The organism is Rhizobium phaseoli, assembly GCF_010668805.1.
GTDB lineage: Bacteria > Pseudomonadota > Alphaproteobacteria > Rhizobiales > Rhizobiaceae > Rhizobium > Rhizobium phaseoli_A.
The window spans coordinates 77,665-94,145 of record NZ_WUFT01000002.1; the positions used below are offsets into that span (position 1 = coordinate 77,665).

A 16,481-nucleotide genomic window follows, 5' to 3' on the forward strand; every position below is an offset into this window, starting at 1 on the left:
ATGATGGACAGTCTTCTCATTGCCAACAGAGGCGAGATCGCCCGCCGCATCATCCGCACGGCAAAGATGCTCGGCATCCGCACCATCGCCGTCTATTCCGAGGCCGATGCCGGCCTGCCCTTCGTGAGAGAAGCGGACGAGGCGATCGCCATCGGCCCGCCGCCGGCCCGCGAAAGCTATCTCTCTGAGGCAAGAATCCTGGAGGCCGCCCGAAAAACCGGCGCTGCCGCCATCCATCCCGGTTACGGTTTCCTGTCGGAAAATGCCGAATTCGCCGAAGCGGTTGAGAAAGCCGGTATCGTCTGGGTCGGCGCGCCGCCGGCGGCGATCCGCGCCATGGGGCTCAAGGACGCAGCGAAGGAATTGATGCAGGCGGCCGGCGTGCCCGTCACCCCCGGTTATCTCGGGCCGGACCAGAGCGATGCAAGGCTTGCGGCCGAAGCCGATGCCATCGGTTATCCCGTGCTCATCAAGGCGGTTGCCGGCGGCGGCGGCAAGGGCATGCGCCGCGTCGACCGCGCGCAGGATTTCGCCGAGCTTCTCGCCTCTTGTCGCCGTGAGGCAGCTGCCTCCTTCGGCGACGACCGCGTTTTGATCGAACGTTATATCGCCAATCCGCGTCATATCGAGGTGCAGATCTTCGCCGACAAATCAGGCAATTGCGTTCATCTCTTCGAGCGCGATTGTTCACTGCAGCGCCGGCATCAGAAGGTCATCGAGGAGGCCCCTGCCCCCGGCCTCGATACCGCCACGCGGGTAGCGATCTGCGATGCGGCGGTAAAGGCCGCAAAAGCGGTGAATTATGTCGGCGCCGGCACCATCGAATTCATCGCCGATGCCTCCTCCGGCCTCAATCCCGACCGCATCTGGTTCATGGAGATGAACACACGGCTGCAGGTGGAACACCCGGTCACCGAAGCCATAACCGGCGAGGATCTGGTGCTCTGGCAGCTGAAGGTCGCCAGCGGCGAGCCCTTGCCAAAACGCCAAGACGAGATCGCCGTCAACGGCTGGGCCTTCGAGGCCCGGGTCTATGCCGAAAATCCCGCCGCCGGCTACCTGCCCTCGACCGGCCGGCTCGAACATCTCAAACTCCCGACGTCCGTCCGCGTCGATAGCGGCGTCGACGAGGGCGATGAGATCACCGCCTTCTACGATCCGATGATTGCCAAGATCATTGCGCATGGGCCGAACCGTGAGGCAGCGCTGTGGAAGCTCGCAGCCGCCTGCGCCGGCATCGAGGTCTGGCCGGTCAGATCGAATGCCGGTCTTCTCGCCCGCATCGCCACCGACCCGGATTTTCGCGCCGCACGGATCGATACCGGCTTCCTCGACCGCCACGGCGAAAGCCTTGTGGCGAGCGAGCCGGATGAAACTGTCATCGACAAGGCAGCCGCGGCACTTTCGAAGAGCATGGGCAGCGATCCCTGGTCCGCACTTTCCGGCTTCCGCATCGCTGCGACGAGCGACAGCCGCGTGCGTGTGCGCATCGACGGTCATCTCCATTGGGGGCGTGCGCGCCCCGGCCTCGAAGCAAAGGCGATCGAGATCGACGAAGCGACGGTGCTTTTCGATAGTGGCAATGCCTGGTCGATCGGCCTGCCGCTCGCGAGCGAAATCGAGACAAATCATGGCGTCGGCGATGGCGCCATCCTTTCGCCCATGCCAGGCCTCGTCATCTCGGTGGATGTCGCAGAAGGCGACCCAGTCGCCAAGGGGGATCGCCTGCTGACGGTCGAAGCCATGAAGATGGAACATTCGCTGCGGGCGCCCTTCGACGGCATCGTCGGCAAATTGCAGGTTTCCCCGGGTGTCCGCGTCTCGGAAAATCAGCTGGTCGCCAGCGTCATGAAGGGAGAGGAGTGATGGCCGGCCGCTATTTCGACGAATGGACGGTCGGCGACCGCATCGCTCACGAAATCCGCCGGACGGTCACCGAGACCGACAATCTGCTGTTTTCGACGCTCTCCCACAATCCGCAGCCGCTGCATCTCGATGCCGAATACGCAGCCGGCACCGAATTCGGCCGGATCGTCGTCAACGGCACCTTCACCTTTGCGCTCACCGTCGGCCTTTCGGTCGGCGAAACCACGCTCGGCACGCTCGTCGCCAATCTCGGCTACGACAAGGTGACGATGCCGAAACCGGTCTTCATCGGCGATACGCTGCGGGTGGAAACCGAGGTGACGGAACTGCGCCGCTCGAACTCCCGCCCCGACGCCGGCATCGTCACCTTCCGGCACATCACTCTGAACCAGCGCGATGAAATCGTCTGTCAGTGCCTGCGCACGGCGATGCTGAAGGTGAAACCGTCATGAGGCTGCGCTCGCTGCTCTTCGTGCCCGGCGACCGGCCGGAACGTTTCGAAAAAGCGCTCGCCTCGGGTGCCGATGCCGTCATTCTCGATCTGGAGGATTCGGTTGCGCCTGCGAATAAGCCAATAGCGCGCGCGCGCGTGCACGAATTCGCCCTAAGCCATTCCGGCGAAACCGCTCTCCTCATCCGCATCAATCCCCTCACCTCTCCTGAATTCGAGGACGACCTTGCCGCTCTGAGCGGCCTTCACCCTTTCGCGATCGTGCTGCCGAAGGCCGAGGGCGCGGCTTCCGTGCGCAAACTCGCAGCCTCGCTTACGTCGGCCTTTCCCATTTTGCCGATCGCGACGGAAACGGCGTCGGCGATCTTCGAGATCGGCAGTTACCGGGAGGTCTCGACCAGCCTCTGCGGCCTGACCTGGGGTGCCGAGGATCTGCCCGCTGCGATGGGGGCCACGGCCGCGCGGAGGACGGATGGCCGCTATACGCCACCGTACGAACTTGCACGCTCGCTCACGCTATTTGCAGCCCATGCCGCCGCCGTTCCCGCAATCGAAACCGTCTATCCCGATTTTCACGATCTCAAAGGTCTGAGCACCTATCTCGGCCGCGCTCGGCGAGACGGCTTTTCCGGCATGATGGCCATCCATCCGAGCCAGATCGAAGCGATCAATCACGCCTTTACGCCGGATGCGTCTGAAATCGCCTGGGCCGAGAAAGTCGCTGCCGCCTTTGCCGCCAGCCCCGACGCCGGCGTCATCCAACTTGACGGGCGCATGCTCGACCTGCCGCATCTCAAGCTCGCGCTCCGCCTTCTGAAGAGCGCCGGACAATAGTCTCCGCCGATCAGCCCGATTTTGCGGTTGGCTTGGAGGCGACCTGCTCCGACTCGAGGTAACCGGCACCGATGGCGACGTAGAGGTCGACATAGTCCTTGGCGACCTGCTGAACGGTGGCGGCAAGGCTTGCCTCCGCATCGGAGACCGAACGCTGCGCATCCAGAATATCGAGCAGCGACGACGCGCCATCCTTGTAGCTCGTGGTCGAAAGTGCCAGCGATTCCTGCGCCGTCTGCACCTGCCGGCGCAACGGCTCCAGCGTCTGCGTGTCGCGACGAACCGCCGTCAGCGCGTTTTCGACCTCTTCGACGCCGTTCAGCACCACCGCCTTCCAGGCGAGATACTGGGTCTTCGCATCGGATTTTTCGATATCGACATTGGCGCGCAACGTGCCACCGTCGAAGATCGGCAGGTTGAGCGAGGGCCCGAAGGACCAGCTGGTCAGACTTGCGCCTTTGGCGCCCGAGGATTTGACCCAGCTCGGCGAGATCGAGCCGGAGAGCGTGATCGACGGGTAGAGCTGGGCCTCGGCTGCGCCGATATCGGCAACGGCAGCCGCCAGTTCGCGTTCGGCCTTGCGAATATCGGGACGATTGCGGATGAGATCGGCGGGAATGCCGGCGCGCATGTCGCCGCGGAAGACCGGTTGCCCGGCACTCTTCTGAAGCTCACCCATCAGCGAAGATGCCGGCATTCCGAGCAGCGTGGCAATGTGATGGGCCGATTCCGTGAAGCTCTTTTCCAGCCCGGGAATATCGGCCTTCGTCGACTGCACCAGGCCTTCGGCCTGAACGACATCGAGGCGAGAGGCCGCGCCGGCTTTCAATTGCAGCAGCGTGAGCTCGTAGGTCTGCTGGCGGGATTTCACACTCGCCTGCGAAAGGGCGATGCGCTCCTGGTAATAGCGGGCGTCGATATAGCTCCCGACGAGATCTTTGAGAAAAGTGAGCTTGGCATTGTCGGCCGTCGCATAGGCGGCCCCCAACGAGGCAATTGCGCTCTCCCTGGAGCGACGATACTGGCCGAAGAAATCGAGCAGCCAGGAGAGGCTGGCCTCCCCGCCCGTCGTGTTCGTGGTGCCGACCGTGGTGCGCAGCCGACCCTTCTCGCCGGATAATGTGTGCGAAGCATCGACAGTCAGGCTCGGCAGGCCGCCGGCGGCGGCGACGGTGATATTGGCTGAAGCCGCGTTGATGCTTTCGAGCGCCTGCAGCACGTCGAGGTTCTCGCTGAGGCCATGCGCCACCAGGCCGTCGAGCCGCTTGTCGCGATAGGCCGTCCACCACTCTTCCGTCACGACATTGCCGTTGCTCTTATTGCCCCCTTCTTCGAATTTGGCGGGAAGCGGCATTTGCGGGGGAACGTGATCCGGGCCGCTGACGCAACCGGTCAGCAGAAGCGTCAGTGCGGATGCAGCGTAGCGGAGGGATGATAATCTTGTGCGAAGCGACGTACTCACGGGCGAGCCTTCTGAACCGGGATCGTGAGTTCAGGCTTAGCGAGACCAGCGTTAATGGCGGTTAAGAAACTGTAAAGTTAGGTAAAATCCGGCACCGCCCGTCGAGCGGCCTAAATCAGGCTTCATCGCCGGCCGAACCGTAGGGCATCGGCCGCCTCGGAAGCTCCAGGGTGATCGCCAGGCCGCCGGCCGCCGGCAGCGAGGCATGCACGCGCCCGCCATGACGCTCGATCGCCTGCCGGGTGATGGCAAGACCCAGGCCGTATCCGCCTCTCGGCACGGCGTCTTTGCCCCGGGAAAACGGCTGGAAGATGCGTTCGAGTTCGTCACGGCCGACGCCCGGCCCCTGGTCTCCAACGCGGATCGTAAGGCGATCGGTCGTCGCCTCGCAGGACACTGATATACGCGAATGCTCGGCCGTATATTTGACGGCGTTGCGGACGACGTTTTCGAGCGCCCTGTAGATCAGTTCGCCTTCGACCTCGGCCCGGAAGATGCCGTCGACACTCGTCGTGATCGTAACCTCGCGGGCTTGGGCTTCGAATGCCGCATCGCCGAGGATTTCATTCAGCAGCTCGATGACGTCGAGAGTCTGCGTCTTCAGCGGCCGGCCGGATCCCGCCGTCAGCCTGGCAAGGGTCAGAACCTCGCCCACCAGCGTATCAAGCCGTTCGACCTCCCTGTCCATACGGTCGAGCATGGTGCCGAGTTTGGCCGGGCTTTGCCTGAGAACGCCGACGGCCGCCTGCAGGCGGGACAAGGGCGAACGCAGTTCGTGGGAGACGTCGTGGAACAGCCGCTGCTGCGCATCCTGGAGTTCCTGAAGCCGGGCGGCGCTCGCATCGAAATCATAGGCGAGTGCCGTCACTTCATCCTTTCGGCCAGCCATCTTGTCGCCGATGCGAAAATCGAAGCGGCCATGGGCAAGCGCGCTCAGGCCGTCGCGCAGATGCACGACGGGGCGAATGAGGTATCGCGCCAATGCGCCGGCCGCGATCGTGCTGGCGATCAGGATGGTGATCCACGGCATGAACGGGCCAAGACTGTCGAAGATGGAACTGGCCGGGGCCGACACGGAAAGCCGGTAGCAGACGCCATCCTTCAGCACGGATCGGGTGGTCAGCGTGTTCTTCGCAGCGCAGGCAGCGGCTTCCGCAGGCTTCGAAAGGCTGAGGCTGAGCGGCTGCGTCTTCTCGCTTGTGCTGACAAAACGGGCAGCGGCGTCTTCGCCATCCTGAACCAGAATATTTGCGGTCAGGTTGAGCACGATCGTCCGCCGCTCCTGTTCGAGCTCGCCTGCGAAGGGAACCGCCTGAAGCAGCTTGACGATCAGGATGATGACAGCGAGGCTTGCCGCCAGCGTCAGCCAGATGATCCTGAAGAATTTCCAGAAAAGCCGGGGCATGGTCAGTCCACGAGAAGTTGATAGCCCTGGCCGCGGACGGACTGGATCCAGGATTGTCCGTCCTCCCGCAGCCCGAGCTTCTGGCGAACGCTGCTGATATGGACGTCGATACGCCGGTCGAACGGCGTGAGCGGTTTGCCGAAGGCCCGCTTCGAAATATCCTGCTTCGACACCAGTTGGCCGGCGCTGCGGGCGAGAACCTCAAGCAGGCTGAATTCGGTGCCGGTCAGCTCCAAGGTCTCGCCGCGCCATTCAGCACTTCTGCTGCCGGAGTGGATCACCAGTTGCCCTGCCCTGATCGTGTCGGTCGCTGCGCCGGCTGCCGGCTGCCCCGCGCGGCGCAGGATGGCGCGCAGCCTTGCCGCCAATTCACCCGGCGAGCATGGCTTCGGCACATAATCGTCGGCACCGAGATTGAGACCCGATATCCTGTCGACGTCATCGCCTCTTGCAGTCAGCATCAGAACGGGGACCTGGCTCAGCTTCCGGATCCTCTGCAAAACTTCGATCCCGTTCATCCGGGGCATCATGATGTCGAGCACGATGATATCGACCGTATTGCCGGCGGCTGCGGCAATGGCGGCGCGACCGTCGGTATCCGTTGCGACGTCATACCCTTCTTCGATCAGATATTCCTGCAGAAGCGTCGTCAGCTCGGCATCGTCGTCGATGAGGAGAACCTTGTTCATTCACTTCGTCCGTCTTTAATCCGGGCAAGCCATACAGCACGAACACGCTCACGCGGCCAAGTTTTACCTAACTTAACACCAACTTGACCGCACTTAACATTCGCCCCGTTACCTATTCTGCCATGACATCGGCGCGAGCTGCGATCGGATTGCCGTGCATGGGCCGTAATCCGTCATCGAGCTGATCGCGCATCGGCAAAGGCAGCGATGCCTTTGACCACAAGGAGTGCATCGTTGAGAAAACCATCCAAACCATTCGCCGCCGCGTTCGTTGCGGTTGCGCTTTTCTTCCCCCTGCGCAATGCCGCGGCCGAACAGGCGGAAGCACCCGCTCTTACCGTCTCCCTGACGACGCCGGCGCAGCGCGACTGGCCGGAGACGGTTCCGGCGAGCGGATGGCTGAAGCCTTGGCAGGAAGCGATCATCGCCTCCGAAACCGGCGGCCTGCGGATAACCGATGTTCTGGTCGACGTCGGCTCCGTGGTCACGAAGGGACAGACGCTCGTCCAGCTTTCCCAGGAGAGCGTGCTCGCCGATCTCCGCAAGCAGGAGGCCGCCGTCGAGAACGCTAAGGCAAGTCTGTCAAAGGCCAAGGCGAATGCCGACCGGGCGCGGCAGCTCCGTCCCTCGGGCGCGCTTTCCGACGAGAAGATCGTCGAATATCTGGCCGATGAGCAGACGGCGACGGCAAGTCTTGCATCTGAAGAAGCGGCGCTCGACAGCGAAAAGATCAAGCTTGCGCAAACGACGATCACGGCCGTCGACGACGGCGTGATCACGTCGCGTTCCGCCAATCTCGGCGCCGTCGTCTCCGCCGGCACCGAGCTGTTCCGCATGGTTCGCCAGCAGCGTGTCGAATGGCAGGCCGAAGTGTCGGCACGCTACCTCCCGCGCATTTCGGAAGGTTTGAGCGTCAGGATCGACGGACCGGACGGCCATGCCATTGACGGCAAGGTTAGACTTGTCGGGCCTTCGGTCAGCACCGATACCAGTCGGGCAATCGTCTATGTGGCGCTTCCGACCGACGTCCGTCCGCGCACCGGTCTCTATGTCACCGGCAATATCGAAGTGCAGACCTCGCCAGCGCTGACCGTTCCCGAGACGGCGATCGTGTTCCGGGACGGCATCAGTTACCTCTTCACTTCAGGTGAGGATCAGCGGGTCAAAAAGGTCAGGGTGGAAACCGGCCGCCGCAATAATGGCGAAGTGGAAATCGTCTCCGGGATCGATCGCTCGGCGAAAGTGGTGAACTCGGGCGGCGCCTTCCTGTCCGATAATGACCTCGTGAAGATTGCGGAGACAAACTGATGAACTTCTCAGCCTGGTCGATCCGCAATCCCGTACCGGCGATATTGCTGTTTGTGATGCTGACAGTCGGTGGGCTCTTGGCCTTCAGGCAGCTGCCGATACAGAACTTCCCCGACATGGACCTTCCGACAATCACCGTCACCGCTACGCTCGACGGCGCCGCACCGACGCAGCTCGAAACCGAGGTGGCCCGCACCATCGAGGACAGTCTTGCCGCGCTCAGCTATCTCGACCATATCACCACGACGATCACCGACGGCACCGTCTCGATCAAAGTGTCCTTCAAGCTGGAAAAAGACAGCGAAACGGCGCTGAACGAAGTCCGCAATGCCGTCGACAGCGTCAAGGGCGACCTGCCGGCGCAAATGGAGACGCCTAGCGTCAGCAAGGTCACCGTACAGAGTTCCGCACTGGTCACCTATGCCGTCGGCTCGACCGCTCTCAACGAGACCGAACTTTCCTGGTTTGTCGACAATGATCTGACCAAGGCGCTGCTTTCGGTGTCCGGTGTCGGGCAAGTCAACCGCATCGGCGGGATCGACCGTGAGGTTCATGTGGATCTCGATCCCGCGACGATGGCGTCGTTCGGGGTCACCGCGGCCACCGTGTCGTCGCAGTTGAAGGCAGTGCAGACGGATATATCGGGCGGCCTTGGCGAAATCGGCGGCACCCGCCAGACCTTGCGCACGCTCGGCGCCCTGCCATCGGTCGAGGCGCTGAAGGGGCTCAAAATCCCCCTGGCAAACGGCCAGCAGGTTCGCCTCGATGACGTCGCATCCATCACCGACAGCTTCGCCGAGCGCTCCTCGATGGCCTATCTCGACGGCAAGCCGGTGATCGCGGTCGAGATCAAGCGCTCGAACGGATTTTCCGACAGCGGTGTTGCCGCCGATGTGGACAAGGCGATTAGGGAGTTCGCCGCCAAGCATTCCAACGTTGAGATCGACGAGGCTTACAGCACGATCGGCCCGATCATCGGCAACTATGATGGTTCGATGCACATGCTGTACGAAGGCGCGATCCTGGCGATCATCGTCGTCTGGCTTTTCCTCCGGGACTGGCGGGCGACGATCCTGTCGGCCGTGGCGCTGCCCCTGTCGGTCATACCGACCTTCCTTGTCATGTATTTCGCCGGCTTCAGCCTGAATATCGTCACGCTGCTTGCGCTGTCGCTCGTGGTCGGCATCCTCGTCGACGATGCCATCGTCGAGATCGAGAACATCGCCCGCCACCTCAAGATGGGCAAGCGGCCGATCGATGCCGCCCTCGAAGCGGCCAACGAGATCGGACTTGCCGTTATCGCAACCACCTTCACGCTGGTCTCGGTCTTCCTGCCGACGGCGTTCATGAGCGGCATACCGGGCCTTATCTTCCGCCAGTTCGGCATCACCGCTGCCGTCGCCGTGCTTGCCTCGCTGGTCGTCGCGCGTCTGCTGACGCCGATGATGGCCGCCTATTTCATGAAGGCCCATCCGACCGAGGAAAAGGACGGCCGGATCATGCGTGCCTATATCGCCATTGTGAAGGCCGCCATGAACCGCAGGAAGACGACCGTGGCCGTCACCGCCGTCGTCGTCGCGCTCTCGCTTTCGACCATTCCCCTGTTGAAATCCGGCTTCCTGCCCGCGTCCGACGACGCGCGGACCCAGATCACGCTGACCATGCAGCCGGGCGCCACCATCGAGCAGACCGACGCCACCAGCAGGAAGGCCGCGGATATCATCGGCAAGCTTCCCGATGTGACCCATGTCTTCTCCGCCGTCGGTTCCATGTCCTCGGGTGGTGGTCCCGACGCCGGCACCACGAGCGATGTCGGATCGGCGACGATCGTTGCCGTGCTGCCGCCCATCGACGAGCGCAATCGCAAGCAGTCGGAAATCGAAAACGACATCCGGCAGGCGCTTTCCGTCCTCCCCGGCGTGCGTGTGGAGGTCGGCGGCGGCGGCAATGGCACGAAGCTCGAGATCACGCTGGCTGGCGACGATGCAAATGTCCTCGACAGCGCCAGTACGGCGCTCGAGGAGCAGCTCCGCTCACTGCAGGGCATCGGAGCGGTGACATCGACTGCAGCCAGACAGGCACCCGAGATCCAGATCACGCCCGACTTTGCGCGCAGCGCAGCACTCGGGGTCACGTCGAGCGCCATCGCCGAGGCCGTGCGCGTGGCGACCAACGGGGAATATTCGGCCGACCTGCCGAAGCTCAACCTGCCTCAGCGGCAGATTCCGATCGTCGTCCGCTTCTCACCCGAGGCGCGTACCAATCTGGACGACATCAAGAACATGCGGGTGGCGGGAACCAACGGCAACGTCGATCTCGGATCGATCGCCGACGTGAAGATCGGCGGCAGCCCGTCGGAGATCGATCGGATCGACCGGATGCGCAATGTCACCCTTTCCGTCGAACTCAACGGCCGCATCCTCGGCGACGTCAATCGCGAGGCGCAGGCGCTGCCGGCACTCCGGCATCTGCCGTCGGGCGTCACCCTGGTCAACCAGGGCGAACTTCAGCGCAGTTCGGAGCTGTTCCAGAGTTTCGGGCTGGCAATGGCGATCGGCGTGTTCTGCATCTATGCGGTCCTCGTCCTGCTCTTTCACGATTTCCTGCAGCCGCTGACGCTTCTGATGGCGCTGCCGCTCTCGCTCGGCGGCGCGTTGGTGCCGCTGGTGGTGACTGGAACGAGCTTCTCCATGCCTGTTGTCATCGGCCTGCTCATGCTGATGGGCGTGGTGACGAAGAACTCCATCCTGCTCATCGAATATGCGATCATGTCGCGCCAGCGTGGCATGTCGAGATTCGACGCCTTGGTGGATGCCTGCCACAAGCGCGCACGGCCGATCGTCATGACCACCATCGCCATGGCCTCGGGCATGCTGCCGGCCGCGCTCAGCCTGATGGGCGGCGATTCCAGCTTCCGCCAGCCGATGGCGATCGTGGTGATCGGCGGCGTGGTGATGTCGACGCTGCTCAGCCTCATCGTCATCCCCGTCATCTTCACTTTCGTCGATGATCTCGAACAGATCCTCAAACGCTTGCTGCGCCGGATCGGCCTGGCCGAGGACATGGCCGGAAACAAACCGCATGCGTCCAACGATCACGCGGCGGTCGATTTCCAACCCGAGCAGTCAAGGCGGGGGCAAGGTCAGAGATGACCCCGCCAGACAACGGCCGGTGACGGCACCCTCTTCGGCTGCGTTCCTCCCCCCAACCGGAACAAGGCCGCGGGACGTGTTCCCCCGCAGGCGGCCACAAGCCGCCTGCGCGTCCTGCTACTCGGCTGACAACGGCTCCATTGCTTCGAAATCGGGCAAGGCGCCGCTGGCATATCCGATCGCCCCAAGCGAACCGATGGCAATCCGGCCGTCGCGGATCGACAGCAGCGGTCCTTCGGCACCCCGCTCGTAAATATCCGGGTGGGCAGCAGCAAAACGCGCCATCTCCGCCTGCGGCGCACCCTGCATGCCGGCCACATAATGATGACCGTTGCGCTCGACATGGGAGAGGCCGAGCAGCGAAACCAGCGCCAGATCCTGCTGCACGGCAAGTCCGGCCTGGCAGGTCAGGTCTTCGCCGGAGAGGAACAGGTTCGGCACGCCTGTCGTCCTGATGCGGATCGCCTTGAGGAGCGAGCGATAGACGCCCTTGCAGGTCTTCGAGGAGACGCCGGTATAGCCGAGCTCACGGGCGTGGGCGAAGGCCGCGTCGCCATCGTCGCTCTCATCGATCAGGAAGGGCAACTGCGCCGCCAGAGCCCCGAGTGACGTCTGCATGGTGATCGCGCGCGAGAACGGCTGTTCGACAAAGGCAATGGCCGCACGCAGCCGCGCCAGCCGCGGCATCGCCGCCATGCGCGCCAGCAGGTCGGCAAGCGGTTCGGCAGCGGCGAATTGTTCATTGCCGTCGACCGTCACCCGGTAATCGGGCAGATGGTCCAGCACCGCGGCAATTCGCGCCAGCCGGTCGAGATCGGCATCGATCGTGCCCGAAAGCTTGATTTTGAACCAGTGGTTGCCATAACGCGCAATCACCGCCTCGAGGCTTTGCGGCAGGCCGTCATCAACGGGATGAACGATATCCCTCTCGGTAATCGGGTCGAGCAGCCCGATCGTATGCCGGGCCGAGATCGAACCGGCGGGGCGAAGGCTGGCTAGCACCGCCGATGCGGCATGGGCGTCGATGTCGCCCGGCAACAAGGGGCCGCCGATGCCGACGAGGTTTTGGCGCACCGCATCGAAGAAGGAAATTCCGGCAAGACGGCAATAGGCATCGAGTGCTGCGCGAGCGATAAGCGAAGGTCCGAAACCGGCGGCCAACGGATTTCCGGGCAGGCGCCGCACGGTTTCTATCTCGTTCAGCCGGGCGGCAGCAAACAAAGTCGTCGGCGCCGACGCTTCGAGCGACGCTGCGGCTGCAGCGCGGATCGAGCCGCGCAATTGATCGACATTCTGCGCCGGCGTCAGTGCCGGATTTTTGTCGAACCATTTCGGCACCATCATTTCGGCGGCGCCGCCGACGGCGGTCTTTCCCCTGTCATCCTCGACGCGCACCCTGAGAAAGGCCTGCGGGGCCCTTTCGAGGGTTGCCGCGCCGAAGCGGAACGGCAGGCGCAGGCGGATATCGCGCTCGAAGGCGTCGATTTCGACAATTCTGATGCGCGGCGCCGTCACGGAACCTCCGATGTTTCTGTCCATTTTACGCCATCCGGTCGAGCATGGCGCGCGACACTTCGTGATGGAGCGGTTCCTGGCGCAGCAGCCGGCCGATCTCGTCCACCATGGCTTGGCCTTGGGCGAAATGCGCCTCTTCGGTATGGCCGGCGGCATGCGGCGAAATGGTGACATTGGCAAGTGCCGGATCGCGGAACGGGCTGTCCGGCGGCAACGGCTCCTGGTCGAAGACATCGAGAGCCGCCTCGATACGGCCGGACCGGATCTCGGCGAGCAATGCCGCCTCATCGACCAATTCTGCGCGCGCGGTGTTGATGAACAATGCGCCGGGGCGCAACAGCGCCAGTTCGCGGGCACCGATCATGCGGCGCGTTTCCGGCAGAACGGGCGCATGCAGGGTAATCACATCACTTTGCGCCAGTGCCTCGTCCAGTCCTGTTCGGACGACGCCGAGTACCGCGGCCTCGCTGTCATTGAGATAGGGATCGACGACCAACACGCGGCAGCCGAAGGGCCCGAGCAGGCGCATCACCGCCCGGCCGACATATCCGGCGCCAATGATGGCGACCGTTCTGGCGCCGAGCAACCTTTGCGGCACGGCGGCGCGAACATCGAGCCATTCGCCGCCGCCGCGCAATGCATGATGCAGCCGGTGAATGCCGCGCATGGCGAGCAGTGCTTCGGCAACGACGAACTCGGCAACCGAGGCGGCGATTTTCGAGGCGGCATGGCTGACGCGAAGGCCGTCGTCGAACAGGCGGGCGGGAACGAGCGTGCGGACGCTGCCGGCCGAATGGGCGACGAGGGCAAGTTGCGGATGGCGCTGGCGCGCTGTGGGATCAAAGGGCGGCGTGCCCCATCCGGTCAGGCACGCCGTAGCGCCCTGTAGCAGCCGGTCGGCATCGGCGGCATCGATCATGGCGGCTGCCGGCCAGCGGACGTCGCCCAGCCCATTCAAATCAGCGGTCGCCGCATCGTTCAGCATCATGCGGCGGGTCTTTTCGGTCAAAAGGACGGCAATGACGGGCGCTTGTTTGCTCATTCTTCTACTCTTTCGCTGCGGCGACCAGGCGCCTGAGATGGGCGAGATCGGCGCGGATCTTGTCGAGCGCCTGTTCGCGGGGAACCCGGTATTGGGAATGCACCGAGAGCACCCCGGCAAAACCGGTGGCGGTGAGATGCGGGATGATGTCGGCCCAGGGCACCATGCCATCGTCGAGCCCGTACCAATCCGAATGCCAGGCACGCTGGCCCTGCGCCCCATAGGCGCCGGGAAACCAGCCGCAATTCTTGACGCCCATGCAGCAGAACCACGGGTCGAGAAGGTCGAGGGTCAGACGCCAGTCCTCGCTTCCCTCGCGGATGATCTGGTTGGCCGGATCGGGATAGGCGCCGATCCTGATCGGATCGCGCCCGGCCAGCAATTGCATCGCCAGCGCGCCGGAGCTGTGCAGGGTCCCGCCGTGCAGCTGGATCGTCAACTTGACGGCGAAGCGTTCGGCGAGATGCTCAAAACCATCGAGGTCGCGCTGCGCCTCATCGACCTGCACCTTCCAGCGCCGGGACGGATCATAACGCCAGAAGCCGAGCCGGACCTGGCCGATGCCGGCCTCGCCGCAAAAGCCGAGAAGGCGCGACGCAGCAGCGTCGGGCCGCGTGGAATCGATGGTCGCCATCGGGGTGCGGAGGCCGGCTGCGGCAAAGAGCTTTGTGGCCTTTACGATTTCCTCCGGCCGGTCGGGAGACACGGCATGGCCGTCGCGAACGAGAAGATCGGCACAGTCGAATCCGAGGCCGGCCGTGATCTCCGCCGCCGTCTCCAGCGGCAGACCTTCCAGGGTCTTGGTGAAATAGGCGATATCCATGATGTCCCTGCTCATCAACTGGAAACACAGAGTTCGCTGTGGCGGCCGAAGGCATCGCGGGCGCGCACCGCATAGCGCGCACCCTCCGGCGGCGACATGTGCAGGAATGCCGTGGAGAGCAGCGGCGCCGGACTGACCTTTTCAAAGGTCTTGCCGTCGGTGCTGGTGAGGACATCGTAGAAGACGGCGGGGCTGGCATTGCCGGCCGCCCAGAACAGCATGCGCTCCTCCCGACCGCCGAGACCGAGGTAACGTTCGACGACGAGACCGGTGGGTGCTGCCGGCGGTGCGCCGATATCGGGAACGACGAGCACCTGCGTCAGCGACGGCAAGGGCACGTCGAGATCGACACTGGCCCGGCCTTCGTCGCAGGCGACGGTGCTGATCGGATGCAGCAAGGCGGGCTCCTGGGCGCGGCGCAGTGCGGCAAACTGCGCTTCATCAGGGACGGGCGGCGCGCCGACCGGCTCGAAGGGCCCGCGCGGATTGCTTTCATCGCGCTGGGCCTCCCAGACCTCCATCGGATTGGTGAATTCCTCGTCGATGCGCAGCAGGCAGAGCGCATGGCGGCCGGGAGTGAGCCCGTCGACCTCGAGGCGGACGGCGGTCCGGCCCGAGCGGTTGATGGCATCGACGCTGTGGATGAGACTGATGGAAACACCGCCGCCCGGCAGCCGTGTCGGCAGGATCGCCAGGCCATCCTGATCGGGCGCCAGCGGCGGCTCGGCCGTCACCTTGCAGACGGTATCGCCGAGCGTTGCCAGCAGCTCCATCGATGTGAGGCCCGGCTTCTTGATGATGTCGAAGGGCGGCGCACTGTCGATGTCGGTCACCAGCTTTTCCAGATCGGTCTTGTGCTCCCACTGCGCCTTGGTGAAATTGCGCGAACCGAAATAGGCAAAGATCGTGCGCTGGCTCCAGCCGCCGATAAAGGCATGGTCATTGCTGAGGAAGGTGAAATTCGCCGCTTTCGGGGCGATGATGCGCCGGTCGTGCTGTTCGATGATGCGGGCGATGATCCCGGCATAATAGGCCTTGCCGTGCCAGCTGTGATGATCGCTCCAGCCGAGCTGCGGATCGCATTCGTCGTTGACGATCGGCAGGCCGGCAAGCCGCGGATGATGCTCCTTGAGATAATCGACGACGAGAAGCGTGCGATCGACGATGGCGTTGGTTTTCGGGGTCAGATCGTCCTTGCTGCCGTTGACGCCTTTCTCGTGGATCGAGATGTAATCGATGCGCGGCGGCCCGTTGCCGGTCAGGCAGCTCGTGCCGCTGTCGCAATGGGCCATCAGAGCCCGAAAGATCGGCGAGAGCGTGCGGGCGGTGCCGGGCCCGCCCATCGGCAGACTCGGGTCAATGGCGTCGAGGCCGGCGACGCAGGCGTCGTAGTAATTGGTGTAGCCCTTGATCCCGTAGGTCCACCAGCCGGAGTCGGCCTCATTCGTCGTTTCGAAATACCACGTGCGCAATTCGTCCATGCCGTAGCGCGCGCCATAGCGCTCCACCGTCACTGTGACGAGATCGCGCCAGCGCTTGACCTGATTCATGTCCTCGTAGTCGGTGAACAGGCCCGACGGGTTGCCCATCAGCTCGAAGAACGGCTTCAGCCGGTGTTCGATCATCACGTCGAGCGCGCGGTCAAGCAGCGACCAATCGTAGCCGCTCGCGCCGCCGGTGGCGCGCAGCAGGTTGTAGAGGTAGTGGACGCGCAGAAACCTGATGCCCTCGTTCGGCAGGCCGCCGATATAGGCAAGCATCTGGCGCATCTCGGGTTCGAGCAGCAGCTCGGCAGGCGAAAACCCGGTGCCGCGCCAGAACCGCTCGAAGGGGCGCACCGTTTGGCTGGCATCAACATTTATTCGCGTCCGTTCACGCATGGGATCGTCTCTCCTTGAGCGGAAGTCTGGCAGCGCCCGAAAAACCAGCGCGGA

Annotated in this window: 12 protein-coding genes; 5 read left to right on the top strand and 7 right to left on the bottom strand. The window is 63.7% G+C overall.

Features of this window, described 5'->3' with window-relative positions; genetic code table 11:
- Genes GR197_RS03595 through GR197_RS03605 form a run of 3 tightly spaced genes read left to right on the top strand, consistent with a single transcriptional unit; the run spans position 1 to position 3,151 of the window.
- Positions 1 to 1,866, top strand: a complete 1,866-nt coding sequence (locus GR197_RS03595) for an acetyl/propionyl/methylcrotonyl-CoA carboxylase subunit alpha (RefSeq protein ID WP_164006656.1) — start codon at positions 1 to 3, stop codon at positions 1,864 to 1,866.
- Positions 1,866 to 2,318 carry a MaoC family dehydratase gene (locus tag GR197_RS03600; RefSeq protein ID WP_164006657.1) on the top strand — a complete coding sequence of 151 codons (453 nt, stop codon included), beginning with the start codon at positions 1,866 to 1,868 and terminating at the stop codon, positions 2,316 to 2,318. The genes GR197_RS03595 and GR197_RS03600 overlap by 1 nt, the downstream gene beginning before the upstream one ends.
- Positions 2,315 to 3,151 carry an HpcH/HpaI aldolase/citrate lyase family protein gene (locus GR197_RS03605; RefSeq protein ID WP_164006658.1) on the top strand — a complete coding sequence of 279 codons (837 nt, stop codon included), beginning with the start codon at positions 2,315 to 2,317 and terminating at the stop codon, positions 3,149 to 3,151. Before GR197_RS03600 ends, GR197_RS03605 begins: the two co-directional genes overlap by 4 nt.
- Before the next feature lie 10 nt (positions 3,152 to 3,161).
- Here the strand turns inward: GR197_RS03605 and GR197_RS03610 are convergent, their stop codons facing one another.
- The 3 genes from GR197_RS03610 to GR197_RS03620 all read right to left on the bottom strand — a co-directional run bounded on the left by GR197_RS03610 (position 3,162) and on the right by GR197_RS03620 (position 6,707).
- Positions 3,162 to 4,613 (bottom strand): efflux transporter outer membrane subunit, encoded by a 1,452-nt coding sequence (locus GR197_RS03610; protein WP_164006659.1) that lies wholly within the window; start codon positions 4,611 to 4,613, stop codon positions 3,162 to 3,164.
- A gap of 115 nt (positions 4,614 to 4,728) precedes the next feature.
- Positions 4,729 to 6,018: a HAMP domain-containing sensor histidine kinase gene (locus GR197_RS03615; RefSeq protein ID WP_164006660.1), complete on the bottom strand. Its 1,290-nt coding sequence runs from the start codon at positions 6,016 to 6,018 to the stop codon at positions 4,729 to 4,731.
- 2 nt (positions 6,019 to 6,020) lie between these two features.
- A complete protein-coding gene (locus GR197_RS03620) occupies positions 6,021 to 6,707 on the bottom strand; it encodes a response regulator (RefSeq protein ID WP_164006661.1) in 687 nt (228 codons plus the stop codon).
- Positions 6,708 to 6,914: 207 nt separating this feature from the next.
- On the opposite strand from GR197_RS03620, the gene GR197_RS03625 reads away from it, so the two are divergent.
- Positions 6,915 to 8,015 carry an efflux RND transporter periplasmic adaptor subunit gene (locus GR197_RS03625; protein WP_204330032.1) on the top strand — a complete coding sequence of 367 codons (1,101 nt, stop codon included), beginning with the start codon at positions 6,915 to 6,917 and terminating at the stop codon, positions 8,013 to 8,015.
- A complete protein-coding gene (locus tag GR197_RS03630; protein ID WP_164006663.1) occupies positions 8,015 to 11,167 on the top strand; it encodes an efflux RND transporter permease subunit in 3,153 nt (1,050 codons plus the stop codon). Before GR197_RS03625 ends, GR197_RS03630 begins: the two co-directional genes overlap by 1 nt.
- Positions 11,168 to 11,284: 117 nt before the next feature.
- Here GR197_RS03630 and GR197_RS03635 read toward each other — a convergent pair whose 3' ends face one another.
- The 4 genes from GR197_RS03635 to GR197_RS03650 are packed head-to-tail and all read right to left on the bottom strand — an operon-like array spanning position 11,285 to position 16,427.
- On the bottom strand, positions 11,285 to 12,706 hold the full coding sequence (locus tag GR197_RS03635; RefSeq protein WP_164006664.1) for a mandelate racemase: 1,422 nt from the start codon (positions 12,704 to 12,706) through the stop codon (positions 11,285 to 11,287).
- Between the two features lies 1 nt (position 12,707).
- A complete protein-coding gene (locus GR197_RS03640) occupies positions 12,708 to 13,724 on the bottom strand; it encodes a hydroxyacid dehydrogenase (RefSeq protein ID WP_164006665.1) in 1,017 nt (338 codons plus the stop codon).
- A gap of 4 nt (positions 13,725 to 13,728) precedes the next feature.
- Positions 13,729 to 14,547 (bottom strand): sugar phosphate isomerase/epimerase family protein, encoded by an 819-nt coding sequence (locus tag GR197_RS03645; RefSeq protein ID WP_164006666.1) that lies wholly within the window; start codon positions 14,545 to 14,547, stop codon positions 13,729 to 13,731.
- A 14-nt stretch (positions 14,548 to 14,561) separates the two neighbouring features.
- Positions 14,562 to 16,427 (bottom strand): GH39 family glycosyl hydrolase, encoded by a 1,866-nt coding sequence (locus GR197_RS03650; protein WP_164006668.1) that lies wholly within the window; start codon positions 16,425 to 16,427, stop codon positions 14,562 to 14,564.
- Positions 16,428 to 16,481 lie beyond the last annotated feature (54 nt).

What these genes read in the sequence shown, in the direction of transcription:
- GR197_RS03595 (WP_164006656.1), top strand. Translation starts at nt 1, where the DNA reads ATGATGGACAGTCTTCTCATTGCCAACAGAGGCGAGATCGCCCGCCGC.
- GR197_RS03600 (WP_164006657.1), top strand. Translation starts at nt 1,866, where the DNA reads ATGGCCGGCCGCTATTTCGACGAATGGACGGTCGGCGACCGCATCGCT.
- GR197_RS03605 (WP_164006658.1), top strand. Translation starts at nt 2,315, where the DNA reads ATGAGGCTGCGCTCGCTGCTCTTCGTGCCCGGCGACCGGCCGGAACGT.
- GR197_RS03615 (WP_164006660.1), bottom strand. Translation starts at nt 6,018, where the DNA reads ATGCCCCGGCTTTTCTGGAAATTCTTCAGGATCATCTGGCTGACGCTG.
- GR197_RS03620 (WP_164006661.1), bottom strand. Translation starts at nt 6,707, where the DNA reads ATGAACAAGGTTCTCCTCATCGACGACGATGCCGAGCTGACGACGCTT.
- GR197_RS03625 (WP_204330032.1), top strand. Translation starts at nt 6,915, where the DNA reads ATGCCTTTGACCACAAGGAGTGCATCGTTGAGAAAACCATCCAAACCA.
- GR197_RS03630 (WP_164006663.1), top strand. Translation starts at nt 8,015, where the DNA reads ATGAACTTCTCAGCCTGGTCGATCCGCAATCCCGTACCGGCGATATTG.
- GR197_RS03635 (WP_164006664.1), bottom strand. Translation starts at nt 12,706, where the DNA reads ATGGACAGAAACATCGGAGGTTCCGTGACGGCGCCGCGCATCAGAATT.
- GR197_RS03640 (WP_164006665.1), bottom strand. Translation starts at nt 13,724, where the DNA reads ATGAGCAAACAAGCGCCCGTCATTGCCGTCCTTTTGACCGAAAAGACC.
- GR197_RS03645 (WP_164006666.1), bottom strand. Translation starts at nt 14,547, where the DNA reads ATGGATATCGCCTATTTCACCAAGACCCTGGAAGGTCTGCCGCTGGAG.
- GR197_RS03650 (WP_164006668.1), bottom strand. Translation starts at nt 16,427, where the DNA reads ATGCGTGAACGGACGCGAATAAATGTTGATGCCAGCCAAACGGTGCGC.